The sequence below is a fragment of the Agrobacterium sp. GW821-FHT02D03 genome, from assembly GCF_059421725.1.
This window is the reverse complement of record NZ_JBWKVN010000001.1, coordinates 1,187,520-1,202,155: the sequence shown is the minus strand read 5'-3', so window position 1 is coordinate 1,202,155 and position 14,636 is coordinate 1,187,520. Positions and strand designations below refer to the sequence as shown.

The 14,636-nt window shown below is 58.1% G+C and carries 10 protein-coding genes; 3 read left to right on the top strand and 7 right to left on the bottom strand.

Annotated elements, in window-relative coordinates; all coding sequences use genetic code 11:
* Positions 1-112: 112 nt before the first annotated feature.
* On the top strand, positions 113-847 hold the full coding sequence (locus AC07U5_RS05590; RefSeq protein WP_111846876.1) for an SIMPL domain-containing protein: 735 nt from the start codon (positions 113-115) through the stop codon (positions 845-847).
* 126 nt (positions 848-973) lie between these two features.
* Here the strand turns inward: AC07U5_RS05590 and AC07U5_RS05585 are convergent, their stop codons facing one another.
* Both AC07U5_RS05585 and AC07U5_RS05580 read right to left on the bottom strand, forming a co-directional pair.
* Entirely contained in the window at positions 974-1,318 is a 345-nt protein-coding gene (locus AC07U5_RS05585) for a hypothetical protein (protein ID WP_494722504.1), read from the bottom strand.
* Positions 1,319-1,446: 128 nt separating this feature from the next.
* Positions 1,447-1,869, bottom strand: a complete 423-nt coding sequence (locus AC07U5_RS05580) for a secondary thiamine-phosphate synthase enzyme YjbQ (protein ID WP_062440417.1) — start codon at positions 1,867-1,869, stop codon at positions 1,447-1,449.
* 298 nt (positions 1,870-2,167) lie between these two features.
* On the opposite strand from AC07U5_RS05580, the gene AC07U5_RS05575 reads away from it, so the two are divergent.
* Entirely contained in the window at positions 2,168-4,720 is a 2,553-nt protein-coding gene (locus AC07U5_RS05575) for an HWE histidine kinase domain-containing protein (protein ID WP_494722503.1), read from the top strand.
* A gap of 200 nt (positions 4,721-4,920) precedes the next feature.
* Here the strand turns inward: AC07U5_RS05575 and AC07U5_RS05570 are convergent, their stop codons facing one another.
* The 4 genes from AC07U5_RS05570 to AC07U5_RS05555 all read right to left on the bottom strand — a co-directional run bounded on the left by AC07U5_RS05570 (position 4,921) and on the right by AC07U5_RS05555 (position 11,428).
* Positions 4,921-5,901 carry a DUF930 domain-containing protein gene (locus tag AC07U5_RS05570; protein ID WP_494722502.1) on the bottom strand — a complete coding sequence of 327 codons (981 nt, stop codon included), beginning with the start codon at positions 5,899-5,901 and terminating at the stop codon, positions 4,921-4,923.
* A 139-nt stretch (positions 5,902-6,040) separates the two neighbouring features.
* The gene (gene rpoD / locus AC07U5_RS05565; protein ID WP_111846872.1) at positions 6,041-8,095 is read right to left on the bottom strand and encodes an RNA polymerase sigma factor RpoD; all 2,055 of its coding nucleotides are present in this window, start codon (positions 8,093-8,095) and stop codon (positions 6,041-6,043) included.
* Between the two features lie 494 nt (positions 8,096-8,589).
* Positions 8,590-10,575 (bottom strand): DNA primase, encoded by a 1,986-nt coding sequence (gene dnaG / locus AC07U5_RS05560; RefSeq protein ID WP_494722501.1) that lies wholly within the window; start codon positions 10,573-10,575, stop codon positions 8,590-8,592.
* 400 nt (positions 10,576-10,975) lie between these two features.
* A complete protein-coding gene (locus tag AC07U5_RS05555; protein ID WP_062440409.1) occupies positions 10,976-11,428 on the bottom strand; it encodes a GatB/YqeY domain-containing protein in 453 nt (150 codons plus the stop codon).
* 326 nt (positions 11,429-11,754) lie between these two features.
* Here AC07U5_RS05555 and carA point away from each other — a divergent pair, with 326 nt between their 5' ends.
* Positions 11,755-12,960, top strand: a complete 1,206-nt coding sequence (gene carA, locus AC07U5_RS05550) for a glutamine-hydrolyzing carbamoyl-phosphate synthase small subunit (RefSeq protein WP_062426631.1) — start codon at positions 11,755-11,757, stop codon at positions 12,958-12,960.
* Positions 12,961-13,018: 58 nt separating this feature from the next.
* Here carA and AC07U5_RS05545 read toward each other — a convergent pair whose 3' ends face one another.
* On the bottom strand, positions 13,019-14,422 hold the full coding sequence (locus tag AC07U5_RS05545) for an MATE family efflux transporter (RefSeq protein WP_343108705.1): 1,404 nt from the start codon (positions 14,420-14,422) through the stop codon (positions 13,019-13,021).
* Between the last annotated feature and the right edge of the window lie 214 nt (positions 14,423-14,636).

Genomic DNA, 14,636 nt, shown 5'->3' with positions numbered 1-14,636 from the left:
CAATTTTTCCGGTGCGACAAGCCGTTGAAAATCAGCGGACACAATCTATGCCGTAATAGTCTCATAATCTAAAGCCATAGGATGTAGAGGGACATCAACAGAGGACTTTTTCATGGTATCCAGACTGGCTCGTTCGATCGCTATTGGCTCCGTCACGCTTGCCGCGCTCGCGCCATTCGCAGCCCTTGCGCAAGACGCCAAGCCGCGCGAAGCGACGATTACGGTTTCGGGCGAAGGCAACGCCTCTACCGCTCCCGATATGGCCGTTCTTTCCTTCAGTGTCCTGAAGCAGGCGCCAACGGCCGCCGAGGCCTTGAGCGAAAACAACAAGGCGATGACGGAAGTTCAGGCAGCGTTGAAGAAGGCCGGCATTGCCGACCGCGATCTGCAGACTTCCAATTTTTCGGTGCAGCCCGTCTATAAGCAGTTCGAGCCGAAGGACGGCGTCTATATCCCGCCGGAAATTACCGGATATCAGGTGACGAACGGACTGACAGTGCGGGTGCGCGACCTGACCAAGCTCGGCGGGATCCTCGATACGTCGGTGAAGCTCGGCATCAACCAGGGTGGCGATATCACCTTCACCAACGACAATCCGGAAGCGGTCTTCACCGATGCACGCAAGAAGGCGGTGGAGAACGCCGTTGCCAAGGCAAAGACGCTGGCCGAAGCAGCCGGCGTGAAGGTCGGACGCGTTCTTGAGATCAGCGAGAACAGCCCCCGCCCATTGCCGGTTCCCGCACCGATGATGCGTGCCACCATGCAAAAGGAAGACAGCGTGCCGATTGCTGCAGGCGAAAACACCTACGTCATCAATGTCAATGTGACATTCGCCATCGAGCAATAAACAGAAAGGGCGCGCCTCCCAAGCGCGCCCTTCCCCAATCTCGATGCTGAAATATTGGCCAAAACAAAAATGCCCCCGCCATTCTCATGGCGGGGGCATTGTTCTGATCGGATCAGCGATCAGCGATTAGCGGCGGATGACCGGGCAGCCACGAACATTCGCGAACACGACGCGGTCACGGCCGTAGCGATCGAAGCCGGCGACAACGACGCGGCGCGGCGAAACATCGACAACGCGAGCGCGACGAATGCCCATGCGGCTTGCTTTCTCTTCTGCAAGCCAAGGCGAGCAGCGATCACGACCGCGATCCGGACGGCCCCAACCCGGGGCACCGTGGCCGCCATGGCGATAGCCATCCTGAACATACATGCCGTACCGGAAACCATCGGCAGAGGCGCTGGTGGCTGTGGCGGAAACGCCGCCGAGTGCGATAAGGGCTGCCAAACCTGCTTTTACAAAGTTGCCAATCATGGGTCTTGCTCCGTTTCTAAAGACTGTGGCCTGGCATTTGCGCCGGACCGATTGAGCAGACACTAATCAAGGGCTGCTGAACATGATCAGAACCGGCCATTCACCCATCGTTCAGGCAAGGAAAACTCTCAAACGGAAAGATGCAGCACCACATCGCGCCGGTGCGGACGATCCCGATGCTCGAAAAGATAGATGCCCTGCCACGTGCCAAGCATCATCCGGCCCGCGGACACGGGAATGCCGATCGAGACCTGCGTCAGCGCCGCCTTGATGTGTGCCGGCATATCATCCGGTCCTTCCATCGTATGGACGACCCAGCGCATCGTCGGATCGCTGGAGGGCGGCACGAGGCGCGAGAAGAATGTCTTGAGATCACGCTGCACATCCGGGTCGGCATTCTCCTGAATGATCAGCGAGCAGGAGGTGTGCCGCACGAACACCGTCAAAAGCCCCTCTTCCGCCCCGGCATTCCTGACAAACGCGGCAGCTTCATCGGTAAACTCGTAAAGACCCTGTCCCCGTGTGCTCAGTTCAATCGTCTTTTGCGGCATAATTATTCTTTCCTACTGCTGGAACCAAAGTAAAAGTTGGCCGTTATTGCTCACTATGGGCAAAGTCGGTGCGTACTGGACGCACACCTCACGGACGAGACGATCTATGAATTGCCTTGCAAGCGCAGAAGAACTTGGAATATGCACTTTTGACGAAATGCAAGACAACGGCTCTGGGACCTTTGCACCCTCTCCTTTAGGGAGAGAGATAACAAGGGATTTCCACTGGCCCAACTCTTCCCTTCAAAGAGCGGCCCACCTGCAGTCCAGCATAACACTGCGCTTGGAACACTGACCCATGATGCCTTTAGACGAGAAGGTCGATCTCACAAACTGCGATAGAGAACCGATTCACATTCCAGGCAGCATTCAGCCGCATGGATGTTTGATCGTGTGCGATAACGCAATGCGCACCGTCCTTCGCTATTCAGAGAACTGCGAGGCCTTCCTCGGTATTGCAGGCGACCTGACCGGGCGCCAGACCGAAGAAATCTTCGGCAATACGGCCGTGCACGATCTGCGCAATGCCTTGACGGTGACGGCAAACAGCAACCGCGCCGCCCTTCTGCCCAATGTCCGGATGGGCAACGGCAGAGCCTATGATGTTGCAATCCATCGCTATAAGTCCGTCACGATCATAGAGCTGGAAACAGCGACCGATGAGGCGCAGCCTCTTCACACGGCTCAGTTGATGATCGATCGCATTCGCGAAGCCGACAATGTCGACAGTCTGATTTCCCGTACATCTCGTCTGATCAAGGCAATGCTTGGCTATGACAGGGTGATGATCTACCGCTTCGAGCAGGATGGCGCCGGCAAGGTCATATCGGAAGCAAAGCAGCCCGCGCTCGAGAGCTTCCTCGGCCAGTACTTTCCGGCAAGCGACATTCCCCAGCAGGCGCGCGCGCTGTATCTCAAGAACACGCTGCGCATCATTTCCAACACAGAGGGTGAAACGGTCCCAGTCATCCCGCGTCTCGACGCATCAGGAGAGCATCTGGATCTTTCCTACGCCCATCTGCGCAGCGTCTCGCCCATTCACCTGGAATATCTTCGCAATATGGGTGTGTCGGCCTCCATGTCGATTTCCATCATTGTCGAGGGCGAGCTGTGGGGGCTGATTGCCTGTCACCATTATTCTCCGCGAATCCTGCCCATGCCCGTGCGCATTGCGGCGGAAATGTTCGGCGAGTTTTTTTCCCTCCACCTGCAGGCACTCAAGCAGCAGAAAAAGCTGATGACCGCGCAGGACGCGCACGCAGCACTCGATCGATTCCTGCGTCTTGCCACCCACCAGACGAACATCGAAGAGCTTCTGGCGGACAACCTGCACGACTTCAAGACACTGATGCCCTGCGATGGCGTCGGTCTGTTGATGAACGACAATTGGTATAGCGTCGGCAGCACGCCGCCGGACACCGCCATTTCGCACATCGGCAGGCTCCTGCATTCCGTGGCAGAGGGCAAGGTTTGGGCAACCCATGCGCTCTTCAACCACTTGCCCGAGGCCGAGGAGTATAGCGGCGTGACGGCCGGCCTGATGGCCGTTTCGCTCTCGCAGGTGAAGAACGATTATCTCCTGTTCTTTCGCAAGGAGTTGATCCAGACGCTGAACTGGGGTGGCAATCCGGAAAAATCCTATCAGACAGGCCCTATGGGTGACCGTCTGACACCGCGCAAGAGCTTCGCCATCTGGAAGGAAACCGTTCACAAACAGGCCCAGCCCTGGACGGATGAGGACCGGCAGATTGCGGAAGCGGCGCGCGTTGCGCTGGTGGAAGTGGCATTCCGCCATAGCGAGTTGATGGCAGACGAGAGAGCCCAGGCAGAAGTGCGCCAGCGCATGCTGAACGAAGAGCTGAACCACCGCGTCAAGAACGTGCTGGCCATTATCAAATCTCTGGTGGGCAACCCCACCCAGGAAGGCCGCACCTTGCAGGAATATGTGACGGCGCTCAAGGGACGCATCCAGGCGCTCTCCTTCGCCCATGATCAGGTCGTGCGCGGCGAAGGTGGTGGCATGTTGAAGGATCTGCTGGAGGCAGAGCTTTCTCCTCATCGCTCGCCGGAAACTGTGATTACGCTCGATGGACCGGCCGTGGTGCTGGATTCGCGCGCATTTTCAGTCATGGCACTCGTCCTGCATGAACTGGCCACCAACGCTGCCAAATACGGCGCGCTTGCCCATGCCGGCGGGGAGTTGTCTGTTTCTTGGCGCCTCAACGAGCGGCGTGACGTCGTGCTCGACTGGCAGGAAAAAGCCCGCACCAGAATAACGCCGCCAGCAAAAACCGGCTTCGGAACGGCACTCATCAGCCGCAGCGTTCCCTACGACCTCGGCGGCAAAAGCCGCATCGATTATCTACCCCATGGCTTGGAAGCACAAATTCTCATCCCTGCGCGCCACGCCTCGGTCAGCGTCGTGGAAACGACCAACGACACGCAGATCGGCGGAAAAGTCGATTTCGCATCCTATTCCCCGGAGGAAAAGTTGAACGTATTTCTCGTTGAAGATCAGATGCTGATCGCCATGGACGTGGAGTACATGCTGGAACAGCATGGCATTACCGACATCGAAACCGCGACATCTTCCGCAATGGCGCTGGAAAAGCTGAAGACGGCCAAGCCGGACATAGCCATTCTCGACATCAATCTTGGCAGCGATACCTCAATCCCGGTGGCCTACGAGTTGCTGAGACGCGAGATCCCCTTCATGTTCGCCACCGGCTACGCCGACGGCATCATGGTACCGGGCGAACTGGCGCACGTGCCGATCATCCGCAAGCCCTATGACGAGGATTCCTTGCTGTCGTCTATCGGCAAGCTCATTGGCAAAAAGGTCGAGGCGTAAAATGCAGAGTGCCGTGCGTCCTATTGGACGCACGAAGGACGCGTCCCACTGTTAAAATCTGCGTATCGCACTTTTCCGGAAATCGATGCCGATTTTCGGGCCCGTGCTATAGGGCACTTTTAGGGTTGTATTCTCGCTTCAAGCCGCTCAGCATCCTTTACAAGTCGCTGACAATCTTCCGACCAGTACTTTGCACGCTATCAACCCTCTGGAAGCTTGAGGCGCTTGACGTCTTCTGGTGCAAACTGGCCACCGATGTGAAAACGGAAATCCGTTACAATGTATTTGTCGATGTCCACTTCGCACCGGTAGTCGACAGCGAACCATGTATTGTTGCCGACATTGAACGCACCCTTGGCGTTCATGAGGTTGCCAGCGATTGGATAGTCTTTGCCCGTATGCGGCTGCAATCCGATGAAACTACCCTTGTTTACTCTGATTTGAGCCATCGTCTCCGCAATACATAGTTGCGCGACGCGCTCTTGCGGAGGCAACTTCCCCATGATTTGTCTAAGCATCGGTTTCGGGCGCTTGCCGCTTGCCAGTATCTTTTTTGCGGGCTTCAGCTCTGGATTACCCTCACCGGAGGCCGGGGCATCCGCTTGCGAGGGCTTGAGTTCTTTCGGATCTGGCCTTGGCACAGGCACCACAGTGGCAATCTGATCCTGAACAGGCGAGTTCTGAGAGGCCGCGATCTCACCATTTGCGGCATTGGCAGGGATTGCAGAAGCTTCGGAAGACACTGGCGTTGATGGTGAAGGTGCGACCGGAGTTGCCGGCGGCTCCTGCTTGGCAACCATCTCGTCTTCCTGCGCTTCTGGAACCGCTCCTTCACCCGGCTGTGTCTGTTCCTGACCGCCTTCGTCCGTTTGTTCCCCTGGCTCATCACGCGCATCAAGCTGCGTCTTGTCGGGACGAATGGCGACGCTGGGAAGGCTCGCGGCGCGCTGATTATCCGGCGGCGGCGGCGGTGGTGGTTCCGGCTTCTTCGCTTCTTCCGCCTTCTTCTCCTCTGGTGGCGGTGGCGGCTCCTCCTTCGGAGGGTCCACCAGTTCCACGCTCACGCTCTCTGGCTCAACGGGCATAGAAGCCTCATAGTCGCCGTAGAAATACAGTGCCCCGATGAGCACAACATGCAGCAGCACAGACGCTGGGATGATCCAGTTTCTTGGTCGCCGCATGTTCTGTTTCAGGGGTGTTTCCATAGGCGTTGACATCTCAAGCGACCGAAAATCGGCCCCGGCGTGAAAACTTTGACCGCATGAAAGCAAAAAACCCGGCCATCGTCTGACCGGGTTTTAAATCTTGTGCGACTGCCGATCAGCTGTCGAGGAACGAGCGCAGCTTGCGCGAACGGCTCGGGTGCTTCAGCTTGCGCAGTGCCTTCGCCTCGATCTGGCGGATACGTTCGCGCGTCACCGAGAACTGCTGGCCGACTTCTTCCAGCGTGTGGTCGGTGTTCATGCCGATACCGAAGCGCATGCGCAGCACCCGCTCTTCGCGTGGCGTCAGCGATGCGAGAACGCGGGTCGTGGTTTCGCGAAGGTTCGCCTGAATGGCGGCATCGATCGGCAGAAGCGCGTTCTTGTCCTCGATGAAGTCGCCGAGATGGGAATCTTCTTCGTCACCCACGGGCGTTTCAAGCGAGATCGGCTCCTTGGCGATCTTCAGAACCTTGCGGACCTTTTCGAGCGGCATCGCCAGCTTTTCAGCCAGTTCTTCCGGGGTCGGTTCGCGACCGATCTCGTGCAGCATCTGGCGAGATGTCCGAACGATCTTGTTGATCGTTTCGATCATGTGCACCGGAATACGGATCGTGCGCGCCTGGTCGGCAATCGAGCGGGTGATCGCCTGACGAATCCACCACGTCGCATAGGTCGAGAACTTGTAGCCACGACGGTATTCGAACTTGTCGACCGCCTTCATCAGGCCGATATTGCCTTCCTGAATGAGATCGAGGAATTGCAGGCCGCGGTTGGTGTACTTCTTGGCAATCGAGATCACCAGACGAAGGTTGGCTTCCACCATTTCCTTCTTGGCGATGCGTGCTTCGCGCTCACCCTTCTGCACCATCGAAACGATGCGGCGGAATTCGGCAATCGAAATACCCGTTTCCTGCGCCAGGTTCTGAATTTCCTGACGAATGTCGCGGATCGTGTTGTTTTCTTCGCGCGCAAATTCCTTCCAGCCCTTGGCTGCAAGGTTGGCGATCGACTTCATCCAGTTCGGATCGAGCTCCGCACCGTGATACTGCTCGAGGAAGCTGTCGCGCTTCACGCCGTAGGATTCGGCAAGACGCAACAGACGGCCTTCATTCTGCATCAAGCGCTTGGAAATGTCGTAGAGCTGCTCGACAAGGCTGTCGATACGGTTCTGGTTCAGCGACAGCGACTTCACCGCCGTGATCAACTGATCCTTCAGTTCCTTGTAGCGACGCTCCTGGCCGGTGGACAGCGTACCGGTGCAGGCAAGACGCGCCTCGACCTGCTGATCCTGAAGCTTGCGCAGCTTCTTGTAGGTATCGGCAATCGTGTCCAGCGTTTCCATGACCTGCGGACGCAGTTCCGCTTCCATGGCGGCAAGAGACAGGTTCGACTCGTCGTCGTCCTCTTCTTCCTCTTCCGGCGGCAGGCCTTCGCCGCCGACATTGGTCACGTCGTCATCGCCACCCGGGTTACGGGCGCGGCGGGTCTTTTCCTTTTCTTCGGCAGCCTTGCGGTCGGCCTCGATCTTTTCCGGGCTCTGGAACTGCGGAGCAGCCTTGGCTTCCGGACCGGAATAGGTCGTTTCGAGATCGATGATCTCGCGCAGCAGCGTCGTGCCTTCGTTGAGTTCGTCGCGCCAGATGATCAGCGCCTGGAAGGTCAGCGGGCTTTCGCACAGGCCCGAGATCATCGTCTCGCGGCCGGCCTCGATGCGCTTGGCGATCGCAATTTCGCCTTCGCGCGACAGAAGCTCCACCGAGCCCATTTCGCGCAGATACATGCGCACCGGGTCGTCGGTGCGGTCGGTCGGCTCTTTCTTTTTGGCAGCCGCAAGTGCCGTGCCGCTCGAAGGCGCAAGTTCGCCACCTTCGGACTCGTCACTGTCGGAATCGTCGCTGTCAGCCTCGGGGGAAGCTTCCTCGGCGTCTTCGTCCTCGACCACGTTGATGCCCATTTCGCTGAGCATCGCCATGATGTCTTCGATGCGATCGGGATCGACCTGATCGGATGGCAGAACTTCGTTGAGTTCATCCATGGTGACGTAGCCGCGCTTCTTGGCGGCCTTGATCATTTTCTTGACCGCGTCATCCGAAAGATCGAGAAGCGGCCCATCCGTCGCGCCATCGCGTTCGTTTTCAGCTTCTTCGTTTTCTTTGACTTTGGTTGCCATCTATCTCGTCGCTTTCCCTGACGCTCACATCCGCCTTGGGCCAACGCCGTCCACCTTGGAAAGGTTTCCGGCGACAGCCCCGAATCACGTCAAACACCTAACGGAATGATCTTTAACTGCCGATTAAACGCAGCACTTACCGGAGGAACCTTAAGACAGTGCATTCGGAAATACATGCTCATGCAGTTTCGATCCGCCAAGGTCCATTCCACCTTACTTTTCCTGAAATGGTGATTCCCGCTATTTCCCGTTACGTCAAGCCTTTCCGGCCAGACCTAGGGTTAAAAACCGAAAAAGCCGTCATAGCGGCAACATTTTGCGGGCCTTCACCAACTTATCCCCTATTTAGGGCAATAATTACAAAAGGCAAGCCTGAGCGCGTCGAAACAACGAATGCACGCTGCACGAAAGCGTCACGCGATTTTGCGGTAAGGACGGGCAACAACCCAAGACGCTAGCGCCTGAGCGACCGATCTCCACCATCGAAACACGCGTCACCCATGCCCGTAAGCCGGACCCTTCACCCTGCCCGACATCACACCAAAGCCATCGATGATCGCCTCCTGGTTTTCCATCCGGCCGATTTCAAGCTGTACCTCGGAAAGCGCGCGCATCAGCAGAGTGACGCGTTCGCTATCTCCAGCCTCGATAGCCTCGGCAATTTCCCGTTCGAGATCGACCATCTGCCAGCGCAGAGCCTTGGTACGCTTGTGCAGCGAGAGCGCCTGAATGTAACACTCGCGCGCATCCTCCGGTGCTGCCTGCTCGGTCGCGGTCCAGAGCCGCGCATTGCGCACCTGCTGGTTCATCGCCTTCACCATCGCGTCGAAGCCATGTGCCTCCAACCGCTCCATCAGGCCAGTACGAGACAGCTCCGCCGCATTCTCCGCGGCATAGGTCAGCACCTGCGACCACAGCCGCTGAAGATCGCGGTTTTCGTAGTCGATCGCGGCGATCTCGTCATACTCCTCCAGGAGCAACTGCGGATGGTTGACGATGGTCAGTGCCAGAACGCTCTCGCGAAGCGCCGGCGCCGTCAGATAGCCTTTGACCAGACCGGACTGGCTGAGCCGATCGGAAATCCGCCCACCACCGCCTGGAGAGGCTGCACCCTGCCCGCGCTGTCCATTCCTGCCATTGGGCTGCGCACCGCGACCGAAGTTGCGGTTCGGCATGTTGTTGCCGCCGCGCTGAAACTGCGGCTGGAAGAACGCATTCAGCCGGTCGCGCATATCCTGCTGGTAGAAGCGGCGCACGCTTTCGTCACCAATCACCGACACGATCTGGCGCAGACGGTTTTCCAGCTCGGCGCGTTTTTCCGGCGTATCGAAAGCGGTCGAGCTCGTCTCACGGCTCCAGATCATCGCAGCCAGCGGCTTGGCCTCGGCAAGCACGCGGTCGAAAGGCGCCCTGCCCTCGTGGCGCACGAGATCGTCCGGGTCCTTGCCGTCGGGAAGCAGCGCGAAGCTGACCGAGCGTCCGGGCTTGATATAAGGCAGCGCCAAGTCAGCAGCGCGATTGGCCGCGCGAATACCGGCGCCGTCACCATCAAAGCAGAGAACCGGCTGCGACGCCATCTTCCATAAAAGCTCAAGCTGGTTTTCGGTCAGCGCCGTGCCAAGTGGCGCCACGACATTTTCGACGCCCGCCTGATAAAGCGCGATCACATCCATATAACCTTCCACCGCAACCACAGTGCCGGCAGATTGCGTGGCGCGGCGCGCTCGGGCGAAATTGTAAAGGACGCTGCCCTTGTGGAAGAGTTCGGTTTCGTTCGAATTCAGATATTTCGCCAGCGCATCCGCCGCCATGGCACGACCGCCAAAGGCGATGACCTTTTCGCGCGACGACAGGATAGGAAACATGATGCGGTCGCGAAAACGGTCATAGGAGACCGGCACGTTCTCATGCACGACAAGGCCACAGGCCTCCATCTGCTCCTTGGTGATCCCCTTGGCCGCAAGATGCTCTTTCAGCGCATTGCGGCTTTCTGGCGCATAGCCCAGCCGGAAGGTCTCGATGGTGCGTCCGCTAAGCCCTCGATCGCGCAGATAGGCACGCGCTCGCGCCCCTGCCGCCGTCTGCAACTGATCCTGAAAAAACAGGGTCGCCATTTCCATGACGTCCTGAAGCGACGCCCGTTCACGCTCTCGCCGTTCGGCCTGCACATCCGGCTGCGGCATGGCAACGCCCGCCATATCGGCAATCTGCTGCACGGCCTCCGGGAAGGCCATGCCGTCGAGGTCCGTCAGGAAGCGAAAATGATCGCCGGAAACACCACAGCCGAAGCAATGGTAACGACCCTTGCGATCCTCGCAGTGAAAGCTCGGGCTCTTTTCGCCATGGAAGGGGCAGCAGGCCCAAAAGTCGCCCTTCGAGGCGTTGCTCTTCTTCCGGTCCCACGTCACGCGTTTGCCGATGACATCGGAGATGTTCACCCGGTCGCGTATCTCGTCGAGGAAGGAGTTTGAAAAGCGCATTGTACCTGAAATCTCTGCCGGCCATCCGGCGATCTTCTATATAAGCCTGTCGGCTGCCAAATACCAAGCCTGACGCGTCCTCATACCCGTTATTCACAGTGTCCGTCATTGAACGCAAAGTAGTGGCTCTATCGAAACTTCGGGCGAAATTGCGGCAGAAACCAACCGCCCCAAATTACCTATTTGTAATTTGAAGAGGAGCGGCACGCGTGGCAATCTCTCATCATCGACATGAGGTCGCGAGTGATGAGTACCATCGGAAGGCCCGGGCGAAATCCCCCCACCGCTCGCCCGATAAGAGGTCGCCAGTCCGCAGGCGCACCTTCCGATAAAAGAAAGGCAGGGCTCCCACATAGGCCCTGCCTTTCTTATTTTCATCGTCTTACAAAAGTGGCTGGATTTACTTCAGCAAATCCTTGATCTGTCCCGATGCCTTGCCAAAATCGATACGGCCCGGATAGCGTTCCTTCAGAACAGCCATCACCTTGCCCATGTCCCGCAGGCCCGATGCGCCGGTTTCGGCAATCACGCCTTCAATGATGCCACGAACCTCCGCTTCTGGAATTTCTTCCGGCATGAAGGACTTGATGATGGCGATTTCGTCACGCTCCTGCTTGGCAAGCTCTTCGCGTCCTGCCTTCTCATAGATGGAAGAGGATTCTTCGCGCTGCTTGATCATCTTGGCGAGAATCTGCAGGATTTCCTCATCCGAAACGGGCTCCTTGCCGACGCCGCGATTGGCGATATCGCGATCCTTGATCGCCGTCTGCACCAGACGGATCGTCGACAGGCGAAGGGCATCCTTGGCCTTCATGGCTTCTTTCAGGGCGCTTGCGAATGTATCGCGGATCATCTCAGTTTCTCCTTGGAAAGCCGGGCGTGAAGATATTTCAAGCCCAAAACTTTCCTTAACAATTGTGCGGGTGACATAAACGAGCAGGCGTCAATCGGCAAACCCTTTGCTCAAGTCTTTGAAGAAGCTTGCTTTTAATTCCTGCGGATTCACCGGCCCCGCGGTTGACCGCACGGACCGCTTCCGTTATTTTCCGGCACCTGCACGAGAATTTAACGAAGGTTACGACGCGAAGGCTTTCGCGCGTCCTTGCTCCGCGAGAAAACATGACCGCTTTCGTCCTGCCTTTCAAGAGGCGGGCCGGACCGGCAGAAACGGAAAACGAGATGACCGAGACAGCTCCCTGGACAACACGCAAACCGACCGCCATGCTCGTTCTTGCAGATGGCACCGTGATCGAGGGAACCGGCATCGGCGCGACAGGCAAGGTTCAGGCGGAAGTCTGCTTCAATACCGCGCTGACGGGTTACGAAGAAATCCTGACCGACCCGTCCTATCTCGGCCAGATCGTCACCTTCACATTCCCGCATATCGGCAATATCGGCACCAACGACGAAGACATCGAAGACCTGACGCCGGCAGCACGCCACGGCGCGGTTGGCGTCATCTTCAAGGCCGACATCACCGACCCGTCCAACTATCGCGCTGCCAAGCATCTCGACGACTGGCTGAAGAGCCGCGGCATCATCGGTCTGTGCGGCATCGACACCCGCGCGCTCACCGCCTGGATCCGCGAAAACGGTGCACCCAACGCAGTGATCGCCCATGACCCGAACGGCGTTTTCGACATCGAAGCGCTGAAGGTTGAAGCCAAGGCCTGGAGCGGCCTCGTCGGTCTCGACCTCGCCATTGAAGCCACCTCCGGTCAGTCCTCCGTCTGGAGCGAAACGCCGTGGGTTTGGGGCGAAGGTTACGGCACGCTCGGTGAGCAGGATGCGAAGTACCATGTCGTCTGCGTCGACTTCGGCGTGAAGCGCAACATCCTGCGTCTCTTCGCCGGTCTGGATTGCAAGGTCACGGTCGTTCCGGCCCAGACCTCTGCCGAAGACATCATGGCGCTGAAGCCGGATGGCGTCTTCCTCTCCAACGGCCCGGGAGACCCTGCTGCAACCGGCACCTATGCCGTGCCGGTCATCCAGAACCTGATCAAGACCGACCTGCCGATCTTCGGTATCTGCCTCGGCCACCAGATGCTCGGCCTTGCCGTTGGCGCCAAGACCGAGAAGATGCACCAGGGCCACCATGGCGCAAACCACCCGGTTAAGGACTTTACCACCGGCAAGGTGGAAATCGTGTCCATGAACCATGGCTTTGCGGTGGATGCGAAGTCTCTGCCGGAAGGCGTTGAAGAGACTCACACGTCACTGTTCGACGGCACCAATTGCGGCCTGCGCATCACTGGCAAGCCGGTCTTCTCGGTGCAGCACCACCCGGAAGCATCGCCCGGCCCGCAGGACAGCCACTACCTCTTCCGCCGCTTCGTCAACCTGCTGCGTGAGAAGAAGGGCGAACCGGCCCTCGCAGAGCGCTGATAAGACTCGGCTTTATTTGAGATAACGCTCGGCCCGCTCAAAGCGGGCCGTTTTCGTTTCACGCTTTACCTGCCGCTTTCATTTCCCGCTTCACCAGCAGATAGAAGCGCGTGGTGAGCATGATCGCCGCAGCACTCAGCCCCACAACAAAGCCGGACCAGACGCCCGCGCCCCCGAAGCCGAGTGGAAAGGCCATGGTCCAGGCAAGGCCAAAGCCGATCGGCCAATAGGAAATCAGAGCCAGAAGAGCTGGCACGCGTGCATCCTTCAACCCGCGCAACAGGCCGGCTGCGACGGCCTGGATACCGTCCACAAGCTGGAACAGACCTGCCATGATGATCAGCGTTGACGCATAGGCTAGCACCTGTGGCGCTTCTGGCAGCCGCTCATCGAGAAACAGGCTGCCAAGCCTTTCAGGCACCGCCGCGAACAGTATCCCGCCACAAATCGCAATGACGCAGGCAACCGCATAGACGGTGATCGCCGCACGGATCAGGTTGGGGTAATCGCCTCTGCCATGAGCAACGCCAACACGCACCGTTGCGGCCTGCGACAGCCCAAGCGGGATCATGAAGGCAAGCGATGCCAATTGCAGCGCAATACCATGGGCCGCAAGTTCGATCGTGCCGATCTGGCCGATCAGAATGGAGGCGGCAGAAAACAGCGTAACTTCCGCCAGAATGGTAATGCTGATGGGAAGACCGAGACGCAAGACTTCGCCAAGCGCCTTCCAGTCCGGCTTCCAGAAGCGCACGAAGAGCTCGTACTGGCGTGTTTCCTCCTGGGTCTGAATATAGACGACGATGAACACGAGACTGAAAAGATTGACGATGACGGCCACCACGGCAGCGCCATTCATGCCCATGGCGGGCAAGCCGAAATGGCCGAGAACGAGGGCGTAGGCCAGAACGCCGTTGATCAGCAGCATGGCGATCGTCGCATAGAGAACAATGCTCGCACGCCCGATAGCGCTGACCAAACCGCGCATCACATAGAAAAGCAGGCCCGGAAGCATGCCGAACTTGGAAATGGCAAGATAATCGCCCGTCAGCTTCGCCACATTCGGATTTTGCCCAAGCGCCACCAGAATGCGCTCCGCATTGTGAAAAATGCCAAGCGCCAGCAGCCAATAGACAATCGCGACCCACATGCCCATCCGAAGCGCGCGCCGGGCTGATATCGCATCCCCCTGCCCGTAGGCATTGGCAACCATGGGGACGACCGCGACCGAAAAGCCGGAGCCGAAGATGAAAACGACGAAAAAGAACTGACCGGCCAGCACCATGGCGGCAAGCTTTTCCGCACCAAGCTGACCGACGATAATCATGTCGGTGGTATGGATGCCGAGCTGCGCCAGTTGCGCCCCGATGAGCGGAATACCCAATGCAAGCGTAGCGCGCAAATGCGCGGCCCATGAACTGCCGCCCTGCGACGCGTTCCCGACAGCTACCGACGAAGACATGATCTCACCTCAAACTGAAACCGCTTCCAGAGTATGCTGGAAGCGGTCGATGCCATGCATAAAAGACTTGGCAGAACTGCGCAACAAAAAGGCGCACTGCCTCAAAATCAAGCTTTCCGTTGCCGTTACGGAAGATCAAGTCGATCGATCCGCGAAGCCCCATGGAAAACATCAGCTTAAGCTTATGTTTACAGTTTTCACTCTAACGCTTCTT

What these genes read in the sequence shown, in the direction of transcription:
- AC07U5_RS05590 (WP_111846876.1), top strand. Translation starts at nt 113, where the DNA reads ATGGTATCCAGACTGGCTCGTTCGATCGCTATTGGCTCCGTCACGCTT.
- AC07U5_RS05585 (WP_494722504.1), bottom strand. Translation starts at nt 1,318, where the DNA reads ATGATTGGCAACTTTGTAAAAGCAGGTTTGGCAGCCCTTATCGCACTC.
- AC07U5_RS05580 (WP_062440417.1), bottom strand. Translation starts at nt 1,869, where the DNA reads ATGCCGCAAAAGACGATTGAACTGAGCACACGGGGACAGGGTCTTTAC.
- AC07U5_RS05575 (WP_494722503.1), top strand. Translation starts at nt 2,168, where the DNA reads ATGATGCCTTTAGACGAGAAGGTCGATCTCACAAACTGCGATAGAGAA.
- AC07U5_RS05570 (WP_494722502.1), bottom strand. Translation starts at nt 5,901, where the DNA reads ATGCGGCGACCAAGAAACTGGATCATCCCAGCGTCTGTGCTGCTGCAT.
- rpoD (WP_111846872.1), bottom strand. Translation starts at nt 8,095, where the DNA reads ATGGCAACCAAAGTCAAAGAAAACGAAGAAGCTGAAAACGAACGCGAT.
- dnaG (WP_494722501.1), bottom strand. Translation starts at nt 10,575, where the DNA reads ATGCGCTTTTCAAACTCCTTCCTCGACGAGATACGCGACCGGGTGAAC.
- AC07U5_RS05555 (WP_062440409.1), bottom strand. Translation starts at nt 11,428, where the DNA reads ATGATCCGCGATACATTCGCAAGCGCCCTGAAAGAAGCCATGAAGGCC.
- carA (WP_062426631.1), top strand. Translation starts at nt 11,755, where the DNA reads ATGACCGAGACAGCTCCCTGGACAACACGCAAACCGACCGCCATGCTC.
- AC07U5_RS05545 (WP_343108705.1), bottom strand. Translation starts at nt 14,422, where the DNA reads ATGTCTTCGTCGGTAGCTGTCGGGAACGCGTCGCAGGGCGGCAGTTCA.